This is a genomic window from Streptococcus sp. SCPM-O-B-15304 (M98) (assembly GCF_058200215.1).
On the sequence record NZ_JBYQGQ010000001.1, the window covers coordinates 137898 to 149662 of the forward strand.

General features: G+C 38.2%; 14 protein-coding genes. 11 read left to right on the forward strand and 3 right to left on the reverse strand.

The annotated features are described in order from the left end of the window. The first annotated feature begins 7 nt into the window (after positions 1–7). Entirely contained in the window at positions 8–385 is a 378-nt protein-coding gene (locus AC3E7H_RS00655) for a YwiB family protein (RefSeq protein WP_373114269.1), read from the forward strand. 115 nt (positions 386–500) lie between these two features. Here AC3E7H_RS00655 and AC3E7H_RS00660 read toward each other — a convergent pair whose 3' ends face one another. After that, entirely contained in the window at positions 501–1583 is a 1083-nt protein-coding gene (locus tag AC3E7H_RS00660) for a DEAD/DEAH box helicase (protein WP_248034865.1), read from the reverse strand. Next, the gene (locus AC3E7H_RS00665; RefSeq protein ID WP_000915856.1) at positions 1580–2557 is read right to left on the reverse strand and encodes a Gfo/Idh/MocA family protein; all 978 of its coding nucleotides are present in this window, start codon (positions 2555–2557) and stop codon (positions 1580–1582) included. Before AC3E7H_RS00665 ends, AC3E7H_RS00660 begins: the two co-directional genes overlap by 4 nt. A 145-nt stretch (positions 2558–2702) precedes the next feature. Between AC3E7H_RS00665 and AC3E7H_RS00670 the strand changes: the two genes are divergently transcribed. The 10 genes from AC3E7H_RS00670 to sdbB all read left to right on the forward strand — a co-directional run bounded on the left by AC3E7H_RS00670 (position 2703) and on the right by sdbB (position 10612). After that, positions 2703–3389 (forward strand): YoaK family protein, encoded by a 687-nt coding sequence (locus tag AC3E7H_RS00670; protein WP_001238391.1) that lies wholly within the window; start codon positions 2703–2705, stop codon positions 3387–3389. A 279-nt stretch (positions 3390–3668) separates the two neighbouring features. After that, positions 3669–3983 carry a 50S ribosomal protein L21 gene (rplU, locus tag AC3E7H_RS00675; protein WP_000109137.1) on the forward strand — a complete coding sequence of 105 codons (315 nt, stop codon included), beginning with the start codon at positions 3669–3671 and terminating at the stop codon, positions 3981–3983. 15 nt (positions 3984–3998) lie between these two features. Further along, positions 3999–4343, forward strand: coding sequence for a ribosomal-processing cysteine protease Prp (locus tag AC3E7H_RS00680; RefSeq protein WP_000613695.1), 345 nt, complete (start codon positions 3999–4001; stop codon positions 4341–4343). Between the two features lie 16 nt (positions 4344–4359). Then, complete coding sequence (gene rpmA / locus AC3E7H_RS00685) at positions 4360–4653, forward strand: 50S ribosomal protein L27 (protein ID WP_000916509.1); 294 nt, start codon at positions 4360–4362, stop codon at positions 4651–4653. A 578-nt stretch (positions 4654–5231) separates the two neighbouring features. Continuing rightward, complete coding sequence (gene murA / locus AC3E7H_RS00690) at positions 5232–6491, forward strand: UDP-N-acetylglucosamine 1-carboxyvinyltransferase (RefSeq protein ID WP_490675932.1); 1260 nt, start codon at positions 5232–5234, stop codon at positions 6489–6491. Between the two features lie 16 nt (positions 6492–6507). Beyond that, complete coding sequence (locus AC3E7H_RS00695; RefSeq protein WP_153224967.1) at positions 6508–7059, forward strand: GNAT family N-acetyltransferase; 552 nt, start codon at positions 6508–6510, stop codon at positions 7057–7059. Continuing rightward, positions 7052–8329 carry a CBS-HotDog domain-containing transcription factor SpxR gene (gene spxR / locus AC3E7H_RS00700; RefSeq protein ID WP_000033785.1) on the forward strand — a complete coding sequence of 426 codons (1278 nt, stop codon included), beginning with the start codon at positions 7052–7054 and terminating at the stop codon, positions 8327–8329. Before AC3E7H_RS00695 ends, spxR begins: the two co-directional genes overlap by 8 nt. 14 nt (positions 8330–8343) lie before the next feature. After that, positions 8344–9204: a methionyl aminopeptidase gene (locus AC3E7H_RS00705; RefSeq protein ID WP_490675933.1), complete on the forward strand. Its 861-nt coding sequence runs from the start codon at positions 8344–8346 to the stop codon at positions 9202–9204. Between the two features lie 127 nt (positions 9205–9331). Next, positions 9332–10039: a thiol-disulfide oxidoreductase-associated membrane protein CcdA2 gene (gene ccdA2, locus AC3E7H_RS00710; protein ID WP_490675934.1), complete on the forward strand. Its 708-nt coding sequence runs from the start codon at positions 9332–9334 to the stop codon at positions 10037–10039. Positions 10040–10051: 12 nt separating this feature from the next. After that, entirely contained in the window at positions 10052–10612 is a 561-nt protein-coding gene (sdbB, locus tag AC3E7H_RS00715) for a thiol-disulfide oxidoreductase-associated lipoprotein SdbB (RefSeq protein WP_490675935.1), read from the forward strand. 50 nt (positions 10613–10662) lie between these two features. Here sdbB and AC3E7H_RS00720 read toward each other — a convergent pair whose 3' ends face one another. After that, positions 10663–11649 (reverse strand): L-lactate dehydrogenase, encoded by a 987-nt coding sequence (locus AC3E7H_RS00720; protein ID WP_490675936.1) that lies wholly within the window; start codon positions 11647–11649, stop codon positions 10663–10665. Between the last annotated feature and the right edge of the window lie 116 nt (positions 11650–11765).

Below are 11765 nucleotides of genomic sequence, written 5' to 3' on the forward strand. Positions count from 1 at the left end.
ACTTGAAGTGAAGATTCGAATGAGAAATACCATCCAATTTGATGAACAATTGGAAGTGATTGACCAACTTTATGACGTTGAGTTACGTGAGAAAGGTGATTTTTCCTATCTCCTTTTTTACAATGAAGAGAAGGAAAAAGTGGTACTCAAGTTTAATGATACAGAGTTGGTGATGTCTCGATTTTCCAACCCTAAGACCATCATGCGTTTTCTGAAGGAAGCTGATAGTTTAGCCTATATTCCTACACCAATGGGGATACAGGAGTTTATCATCCAAACAAGCCATTATCAAGTTGATCAGCAAATGATTGAACTAGCCTATCAACTACAAAACAAAGAAGGAAATCCATTTGCGGACTATCGCTTAGAAATTACCTGGGAATAGAAAGTCGGTGGAGGAGAAATCGATAGACAAAGTCTCGATTTCCTAGTTCCAAATCAGCTAGCAGGCAAAATATTTTTACTAATAAAAAATGAGGTTGGGATTTTTATCCCAGCCTCTATTTGATATATAGTTCTTGATTTTTCAAGACAATTTCACGTACACTTGCAAATTTCTTAAGTTTTTTAAGATCTTCTGGATGAGTAACGAGGGTAATAACATATCCCTCTTTACCCATACGACCTGTACGTCCAGCACGGTGAGTATAGGTTTCAATATCTCTAGGGACGTCAAAGTTGAGCACACATTCCAGGCTATCAATGTCGATACCACGAGCTAGAAGGTCTGTCGCAAGAAGTAGTGTTAGCTGATTATCTTTGAATTTTTCTAAGATAACTTTTCTAAATTTGACGTTGACATCGCTAGCTAGTGAAACAGCTAAAACATCACGATACTGCAATTTTTCCTCGGCACTTCCAAGATCTGACAAGCTATTAAAGAAGACAAGTCCACGGAAGTCTTCGACATGTGCCAGTTTTCTAAGCATATCTACTCGATGACGTTGGTCTACTTGCATGTAGAAGTGTTGAATGTTGTCCAATTTTTGATCAGAGAGGTCGATGGTGCGCGTGTTAGGCGCAATCTTATCTTGGTCAAACTTGGTAGTGGCACTCATGTAGATGAGTTGGTGGTCACGAGGTGCGTAGTGGGTAATCTTTTCTACAAAGTGGATTTGAGAATCATCTAGCAACTGGTCGAATTCATCAAGAATGATTGTTTCCACGTTCATCATCTTGATCTTCTTTAATTTAATCAGTTCAAAGATACGGCCAGGAGTTCCAATCAGAATTTCTGGTCCTTTTTTAAGTCGTTCAATTTGGCGTTTCTGGCTCGAACCGGATAGAAATAGCTGAGCAGTTAAGCCAATTGCTTCACCCCAGGTTTTAGTTACCTCAAAAATCTGACCAGCCAGTTCAGTATTTGGTGCTAAAATCAATAGTTGTTGTGCTTTTTTCTTTTGGAGACGAAGAAGACTTGGTAGGAGATAAGCTAAAGTCTTACCTGTACCAGTTGGACTAACTCCAAGAAGGGTTTGACCATCTAAAATCGGATCAAAAATCTGAGTTTGAATGGGTGTGAATTCTTGAAAGCCGAGTTGTTCGGTTAGCTCTAGCCATTCTGTAGGTAGTTTGGTTTTCATTTTTCTGCCTCAAATCTAATGCCAGCAGTCTGGCGCATGGTGTAAATTAGGTTATGGACGTGTGATGCATCCTCTAACCAAGCTTGGTAAATTTCTGGGTTTGGCTGCTTGATCATGTTAGCAAAAGCAGCGATCTCCTCAGTCATGGTATGAGGTGCCTGCTGAATAGGTAGATGTGTTTCATTACCTTGATGATCTGTGAAAATAGCTGAGCGGACATGTTCAATAGTGTTGAGCGTCAAGGTTCCATCTGTTGTATATATTTCACAAGGCAGATTAGAAGTAATATTTTTACCAGCCTTGATATGAACTTGATATTCAGGATAAGATAAGATACCATCTCCATTTAAATCAACGGTGTTGTCAAGTTGCTGAGCTTGATAGGTCGCATCAAGTGCCTTTCCAAACAAGCGAACCGCAGCATAGATCGGATAAATTCCTAAGTCCATGAGAGCCCCACCAGCAAAACGGTCTGAAAATACATTCGGAGTGTTTCCGGAAAGAAGGGCTGGCATCTTAGAAGAATACTTGGCATAGTTGAGGTCTGCACCTAAAACTTGCTTGTCTGCTAAGAAGTTTTTAATAACGGTGAAGGCTTCCTCATGATAGTTTCTTGCTGCTTCAAAGATAAAACATTGATTTTCTTGAGCTATTTCAACTAAATCCTGCCATTCTTGTGGTTGAGTCACCGCTGGTTTTTCAAGGATAACATGTTTAGCTGATGCTAGAGCAAGCTTGGCTTGAGTATAATGCAGAGAATTGGGACTTGCGATATAGACAATATCAAAATCAGACTGGAAGAAATCCTCTAAATTATCAAATAGACTAACATCTGTATAGGAACTAGCAAATTGCTGAGCAGTAGTGAGCTTTCTTGAATAAACAGCCACTAACTGGAATTCCTGACTAGTATGAGCAGCTTCTATAAAGTGGTGACTGATTGCACCAGTACCGATAATACCGAGTTTAAGCATGAAATCTCCTTTTCTACAAGTAATGACTGCTTTCATTATATCACAGATAGACTAAACTAGCCAAAGGGAGACAATTCTTTTATTTGACACTTCGAATTTTCCTCAAAAAATGGTACAATAGATTCAGAAAAAATAGGAGTGTAGTATGAGATTATTACCTATGAGAAAAATTTCTCGTCATTCAAAAAGATTGGCGCTTTTTTTGACTTTTTGTGCGGGTTATGTAGATGCCTATACCTTTATCATACGTGGGAATACTCTAGTTGCAGGTCAAACAGGGAATGTCGTTTTCCTTTCCGTTGGTCTCATTCAAGATAATGTTTCAGATGCCAGTGCCAAGGTAATGACCTTGATTTCCTTCATGGTGGGTGTCTTCCTTTTGACAGTCTATAAAGAAAAGTTGAGGATTGTAAGAAAACCAATTCTATCCCTTATTCCACTAGCAATTTTATCTTTAATAATAGGATTTGTTCCCTTGACGGTTGATAATATATATATAGTACCACCGTTAGCATTTTGTATGGGACTTGTAACAACAGCTTTCGGAGAAGTTTCAGGCATTGCATACAATAATGCTTTTATGACCGGAAATATCAAACGAACCATGTTAGCATTTGGCGAATATGTTCGCACAAAACATACACCTTTTTTAAGAGAAGGACTCATCTTTGTTAGCTTGCTGTCGAGTTTTGTTATTGGGGTTGTTATATCAGCTTATCTGAGTATTTTTTATGAAGAAAAAACAATTTTAGGGATTCCAATCATGATGAGTATTTTTTATCTAAGTATGCTTTTTGCATCTTGGAGGAAAAAAATAAGAGAAAAAGTTTAAATTCGATAATAAATACTTGTCAAAAACTAGGAATCATGCTATACTTGAAGAGTTGACTATGCACAGTCCTGTGCAACCGCACGAACATCGTTGCTCGTCGTATAACAAATTTAAACTTCGTCATTATGGCCTTGTCTAACATAAGTTATGTCTTCGGCTCAATTCCTAGTTTATTCTTTGTTATACTTAGAGCTCTTCTTTTAAGTGGTTCGTCCCACGATGCTAGGCGAGTCTTCACAAAAATACGGGGAAACCCTAAAAAATCATAGGAGGTGCATAATGAGCACATACGCAATTATCAAAACTGGCGGAAAACAAGTTAAAGTTGAAGTTGGTCAAGCAATCTACGTTGAAAAATTGAACGTTGAAGCTGGTCAAGAAGTTACTTTTAACGAAGTTGTTCTTGTTGGTGGTGAAAACACTGTTGTCGGAACTCCACTTGTTGCTGGAGCTACTGTAGTTGGAACTGTTGAAAAACAAGGAAAACAAAAGAAAGTTGTTACTTACAAGTACAAACCTAAAAAAGGTAGCCACCGTAAACAAGGTCACCGTCAACCATATACAAAAGTTGTCATCAACGCAATCAACGCTTAATTTTAAGGAGAACACATGATACAAGCAGTCTTTGAGAGAGCCGAAGATGGCGAGCTGAGGAGTGCGGAAATTACTGGACACGCCGAGAGTGGCGAATACGGCTTTGATGTCGTGTGTGCATCGGTTTCTACGCTTGCCATTAACTTTATCAATTCGATTGAGAAATTTGCAGGCTATGAACCAATCTTAGAATTAAACGAAGATGAAGGTGGCTATCTGATGGTTGAAATTCCTAGAGACCTTCCTTCACACCAGAGAGAAATGACGCAGTTATTTTTTGAATCATTTTTCTTAGGTATGGCAACCTTATCGGAGGACTCTTCTGAGTTCGTCCAAACCAGAGTTATCACAGAAAACTAACACGGAGGAAAACATTATGTTAAAAATGACTCTTAATAACTTGCAACTTTTCGCCCACAAAAAAGGTGGAGGTTCTACATCAAACGGACGCGATTCACAAGCAAAACGTCTTGGAGCTAAAGCAGCTGACGGACAAACTGTAACAGGTGGATCAATCCTTTACCGTCAACGTGGTACACACATCTATCCAGGTGTAAACGTTGGACGTGGTGGAGACGATACTTTGTTCGCTAAAGTTGAAGGCGTAGTACGCTTTGAACGTAAAGGTCGCGATAAAAAACAAGTTTCTGTTTACCCAATCGCAAAATAAAAAGGTCCAGTGAACCTTTTTATCCCGAGCCTTGAAATGAAAAGGCGAGGAAGCTAGAAGTAGCATTAAATAAGGCTTTCCGAGTTTTCGGAGAGCCTATTTTTTTGTTTTGGTACCCATTTTGGTATCCAGAATGATTTTTATGTAAAATTTTTGTACAATATCATCGGTTTATACTCAATGAAAATCAAAGAGCAAACTAGGAAACTAGCCGCAGGCTGTACTTGAGTACGGCAAGGCGACGTTGACGCGGTTTGAATTTGATTTTCGAAGAGTATTAATTTCTTATTTTATAAAAGTGTATATACTAACGCATATACTTATAAAGCAAGTCTTTCTTTAACAAATCACTAACTAAAAATGTACAGTAAAAATTTTGTTGCAAGCTTTAAAAATACAGGTGAGGAAGATTTTTAACTATATTTGATAAGTATGATAATTCTAACTGATATAACCACAGTTATCGTCTTTAATATCATGATAGTTCTGGGCTTAATTTTTTATAGGATTGGCTATTAGTAAGAAATATGGTATAATATAGGGTGAGACCTTCTTAATAAATAGTGAAAGAGTATAAAATGAAAAAAATTGTCATTAACGGCGGGAGACCATTGAAAGGTGAAATTACAATCAGTGGTGCTAAAAATAGTGTCGTTGCCTTGATTCCTGCCATTATTTTATCAGATGATATTGTGATTTTGGATTGTGTTCCAGACATCTCTGATGTAGCTAGTCTTATTGAGATTATGGAAATCATGGGAGCTAGTGTCAAGCGTTATGACGATGTTCTTGAGATTGATCCTCGTGGTGTTCAAAATAAACCAATGCCTTATGGTAAAATTAATAGCTTGCGTGCGTCTTATTATTTCTATGGTAGTCTTTTAGGACGTTTTGGTGAAGCAACTGTAGGTTTGCCTGGAGGGTGTGACCTAGGACCACGTCCGATTGATTTGCATTTAAAAGCATTTGAAGCTATGGGAGCTAAGACAACCTACGAGGGAGATAATATGAATCTCTCAACCCAAGGATCAAGTCTACATGGTGCACATATCTATATGGATACTGTTAGTGTTGGTGCAACAATCAATACGATGCTAGCAGCAGTAAAAGCTAAAGGTCGAACAGTTATTGAAAATGCTGCTCGCGAACCTGAAATCATTGATGTGGCTACATTATTAAACAATATGGGAGCTCACATTCGTGGAGCAGGTACGGATATGATTACAATCGATGGTGTGGATAGCTTGCACGGAACACGTCACCAAGTCATCCCAGACCGTATTGAAGCAGGTACATATATTTCAATGGCAGCTGCAGTAGGTCATGGGATTCGAATTAATAATGTACTTTATGAGCATTTAGAAGGATTTATTGCTAAACTTGAAGAAATGGGTGTTCACATGACTATTTCTGAAGACAGTATTTTCGTCGAAGAGCAAACAAATCTAAAGGCTGTTAATATCAAAACAGCTCCTTATCCAGGTTTCGCAACAGATCTTCAACAGCCTATTACTCCTTTGCTATTAAAAGCAGAAGGTCGTGGCACATTGATTGATACAATCTATGAAAAACGTGTCAATCATGTTTTTGAATTAGCCAAAATGAATGCAGATATTTCAACAACAAACGACCACATCCTTTATAAGGGTGGAAATCCTTTGCAGGGTGCAAAAGTTAAGGCGACAGACCTACGTGCTGGAGCTGCCTTGGTTATTGCTGGCTTGATGGCTGAAGGAAAAACAGAGATTACCAATGTAGAATTCATCCTTCGAGGCTACTCGAATATTATCGAAAAATTGCGTAATCTTGGAGCAGATATTGAGCTAATCGAAGATTAGCACTTTGAGGATTGCAATGAATATCTGGACTAAATTAGCAAAATTTTCTTTCTATGAGACGGAACGTTTATATTTCCGTCCCTTCTTTTTTACAGATGTAGATGATTTTCATCAACTTGCATCAGATCCTGAAAATCTCCAATTTATCTTTCCTGCACAAGCAAGTATTGAAGAAAGTCAGTATGCTCTTGCCAATTATTTTATGAAATCACCTTTGGGGATTTGGGCTATTTGTGATAAAAAAGAGCAACGGATGATTGGAGCTATCAAGTTTGAAAAACTTGATGAAATTAAGAAAGAAGCAGAAATTGGCTATTTTTTAAAGAAAGACTATTGGTCTCAGGGGTATATGACTGAAGCAGTTACCAAATTACGAGATTTATCCATGAACGAGTTTGCCTTGAAGCAACTTTCGATTGTGACACATCTAGAAAATGTTGCTAGTCAGAAAGTAGCAGAAAAATCAAATTTTGTTCTTTATCGTCATTTTAAAGGTAGCGATCGTTATACCCGAAAGATGCGGGATTATCTAGAATTCCGTTATACAAAAGGAAATCTAAATGAGTAAACACCAAGAAATATTAGCCTACTTGGAAGAATTACCAGTTGGGAAGCGTGTCAGTGTTCGTAGTATTTCAAATCGACTAGGAGTAAGTGATGGTACGGCATATCGGGCTATCAAAGAAGCTGAAAATAGGGGACTTGTTGAAACACGTCCTCGAAGTGGAACAGTACGTGTAAAGTCAAAAAAAGTAGCTATTGAGAAATTAACGTTCGCAGAAATTGCAGAAGTTACAGGCTCAGAAGTTTTAGCTGGTCAAGCTGGATTGGATAGAGAATTTAGTAAATTCTCCATTGGGGCGATGACTGAAAAGAATATTCTTTCTTATCTTCATGATGGCGGCTTACTTATCGTAGGAGATCGAACACGTATTCAGTTATTAGCACTTGAAAATGAAAATGCTGTCTTGGTAACAGGTGGATTTGAAGTTCATGAAGATGTTTTAAACCATGCTAATAAAAAAAATATTCCAGTATTGCGCAGTAAGCATGATACATTTACAATTGCGACTATGATCAACAGAGCTTTGTCCAACGTTCAGATTAAGACAGATATTTTAACGGTTGAAAAAATCTATCGTACCAGTCATGAATATGGATTTCTACAGGAAACGGATACTGTCAAAGATTATCTAGACTTGGTTCGTAAGAATAGAACGAGCCGTTTCCCTGTCATCAATCAGCATCAGGTCGTTGTTGGTGTAGTTACTATGCGTGATGCTGGAGATAAATCACCTGGTACAACGATAGATAAGGTCATGACAAGGACAGTCTACATGACTGGTTTAGCGACGAATATCGCTAATGTTAGCCAGAGAATGATTGCTGAAGACTTTGAAATGGTGCCTGTTGTGAGAAGTAATCAAACTTTACTTGGTGTTATTACTAGACGGGATGTCATGGAAAAGATGAGTCGCTCTCAAGTTTCAGCATTACCAACATTTTCAGAACAGGTTGGTCAGAAGTTATCTTACCACCATGATGAAGTTGTCATTACGGTTGAACCATTTATGTTGGAAAAAAATGGAGTCCTTGCAAATGGAGTTCTTTCAGAAATTTTGACCCATATGACGCAGGATCTGGTCGTGAATAGCGGACGTAATCTCATCATTGAACAGATGCTGATTTACTTTTTACAGGCTGTTCAGATCGATGATATCTTGCGGATTCAGGCTAGAATTATTCACCATACGAGAAGGTCAGCCATTATCGACTATGATATTTATATCAATCATCAAATCGTATCAAAAGCAAATGTTACTGTAAAAATTAATTAAAACTAGGAGAAAACATGATTACATTAAAATCAGCTAGAGAAATCGAAGCAATGGATAAGGCTGGCGATTTTCTTGCCAGTATTCACATCGGTTTGCGTGACATCATCAAACCAGGTGTAGATATGTGGGAAGTAGAAGAATATGTGCGTCGTCGTTGTAAAGAAGAAAATTTCCTCCCTCTTCAAATTGGTGTTGATGGGGCAATGATGGATTATCCATACGCAACTTGTTGTTCGCTTAATGACGAAGTAGCCCATGCTTTTCCACGCCACTATATTTTGAAGGAAGGCGATTTGCTGAAGGTAGATATGGTTCTTGGTGGGCCAATCGCTAAGTCTGACCTCAATGTTTCTAAACTCAACTTTAATAACGTTGAGCAGATGAAAAAATATACTCAAAACTTTACGGGCGGCTTGGCAGATTCTTGTTGGGCTTACGCTGTTGGAAAACCATCAGAAGAAATTAAAAACTTGATGGATGTTACCAAAGAAGCTATGTATAAGGGAATTGAGCAGGCTGTTGTAGGAAATCGTATTGGAGATATTGGAGCTGCTATTCAGGAATATGCTGAAAGTCGTGGTTACGGAGTTGTTCGTGATCTTGTAGGACACGGAGTTGGTCCAACTATGCATGAAGAACCAATGGTGCCTAACTATGGTATCACAGGTCGTGGTCTCCGCCTTCGTGAAGGCATGGTCTTAACCATTGAGCCTATGATCAATACAGGTGATTGGGAAATCGATACAGATATGAAAACAGGCTGGGCACATAAAACTATCGACGGTGGTCTATCATGTCAGTACGAGCATCAGTTTGTTATTACAAAAGATGGGCCTGTAATTTTGACAAGTCAAGGTGAAGAGGGAACTTATTAATCAAAAAAGGAGCTGAGCTCCTTTTTTTGATTCTCTCAAGTTGAAAATAAATTTACGTAGCAGATATCTTACAAACGTTTTCTTTTATAGTAAAATAAAAGATGACTATATGAAAGAAGGTTCTTAATTGGAAAGTATTTTATTTTTTATTTCTGTCTTTATAGCTGGGGTCTTGTCATTCTTTTCTCCCTGTATCTTTCCCTTGTTACCAGTCTACGCAGGTGTTCTGCTAGATGATCAAGAGGAGTCAAAGACATTTCGTTTTTTGGGTAAAGATGTTGCCTGGTCAGGATTGATTCGTACCCTCTGTTTTATTGCGGGTATCTCTCTCATTTTCTTTATTCTTGGATTTGGAGCAGGATTCCTTGGGAATTTACTTTATGCTGACTGGTTCCGTTATGTCATGGGAATCATGATTATTATACTGGGATTGCATCAGATGGAAATTCTTCATCTACAAAAATTAGAGGTACAAAAAACAGTAACATTTAATCAAAAACAGTCTAGTAAATATCTGTCGGTCTTTTTACTGGGTATCAGCTTCAGCTTTGGTTGGACTCCATGTATTGGTCCAGTTTTAAGTTCTGTTTTAGCACTGGCTGCCTCGGGAGGAAATGGAGCTCTTCAGGGGGCCTTATTAACCCTTATCTATACTCTCGGAATGGCGCTTCCATTTTTAGTATTGGCCTTAGCATCAGGTCTTATTATGCCCTATTTTAGTAAAATCAAATCTCACATACTTTTATTGAAGAAAATTGGTGGTTTATTGATCATTCTCATGGGAATTTTATTAATGTTGGGACAGTTAAATGTCTTATCTGGAATATTAGGATAAAAGGAGTTATCTATGAAAAAAATTATCTATTTTGGACTTAGTTTCTTGTCTCTCTTTCTTCTGATTGCTTGTGGCAAGGAAGAGAAAAAATCAAGTCCACAAAATCAATCAAATCAGACACAACAAGCTCCTGTGAAGCAAGTAGCAATTGGAGCAGAAGCACCAGATTTCACCCTCCAATCGATGGATGGAAAAGAAGTCAAATTATCTGATTATAAAGGTAAAAAAGTTTATCTTAAATTTTGGGCATCTTGGTGCGGACCATGCAAGAAGAGTATGCCAGAATTGATGGAGCTTGCTGCAAAAGAAGATCGTGATTTCGAAATATTATCTGTTATTGCACCAGGCCTTCAAGGTGAAAAAACTGTAGATCAATTTCCAAAGTGGTTTGAGGACCAAGGCTATAAAGACATTCCCGTTTTATATGATACAAAAGGATCTGTTTTTCAAGCCTATCAAATTCGTAGTATCCCTACAGAGTATTTAATTGATTCACAGGGTAAAATTGCTAAGATTCAATTAGGGGCAATTAGTAACGCAGATGCTGAAGCAGCTTTTGCTCAAATGAATTAGAGTTATAAAAATGTCTAGACAAACTGTCTAGACATTTTTTCTAACTTAAATTAGTTTTTTGAAGCTGCTTGGAATTCAGGGTTTTTCCAAGATTCATCAATAATAGCTTGCAATTCTTTTGCTGAAGCTTGCATTTTTTGAGTTTCAGCATCGTTCAATGGGATGTTTACTGGACGAACGATACCGTGTGCACCAACGATAGCTGGTTGACCGATAAAGACGTTTTCAACTCCGTATTGACCTTCTTGGAATACTGAAAGTGGAAGAACTGCATTTTCATCATCAAGGATAGCTTTTGTGATACGAGCAAGGGCTACTGCGATACCGTAGTATGTTGCACCTTTTTTGTTGATGATTGAGTAAGCAGCGTCACGAACTGAGATGAAGAGTTCAACAAGGTCTGCTTCATTCAAGTCACGGTTAGCTTGCAACCATTGTTCCAATTTAACACCGGCAACGTTAGCGTGTGACCAAACGGCAAATTCTGAGTCACCGTGCTCACCCATGATGTAGGCGTGAACTGAACGAGCATCAACACCAATAGTTTCAGCAAGTGCTTGACGGAAACGAGCTGAGTCAAGTGAAGTACCTGAACCGATAACACGTTCTTTAGGGAATCCTGAGAATTTCCAAGTTGAGTAAGTCAAAACGTCAACTGGGTTAGCAGCAACAAGGAAGATACCGTCGAAACCAGACGCAACAACTTGTTCAACGATTGATTTGTTGATAGCAAGGTTTTTACCAACAAGGTCAAGACGAGTTTCACCTGGTTTTTGTGGAGCACCAGCAGTGATAACTACAAGGTCAGCGTCCGCACAGTCTTCATACTTAGCTGCATAAATTTTCTTAGGTGAAGTAAAAGCAAGCGCGTGGCTAAGGTCTTCAGCATCACCAACAGCTTTTTCAAACAATTGAGGAATTTCAATGATACCAAGTTCTTGTGCAATTCCTTGGTTAACAAGAGCAAAAGCGTATGATGATCCTACGGCACCGTCACCGACAAGGATAACTTTTTTGTGTTGTTTAGTTAATGTCATTTGTCTAAACATCTCCTTCATTTTTTAAGGGCTTCCCCTGTTTAATTCAATTCTATCACTTTTAAATAGCTTTGTCACGGATATAACATCCACTTGACTATGTAAACGTTTTAGTC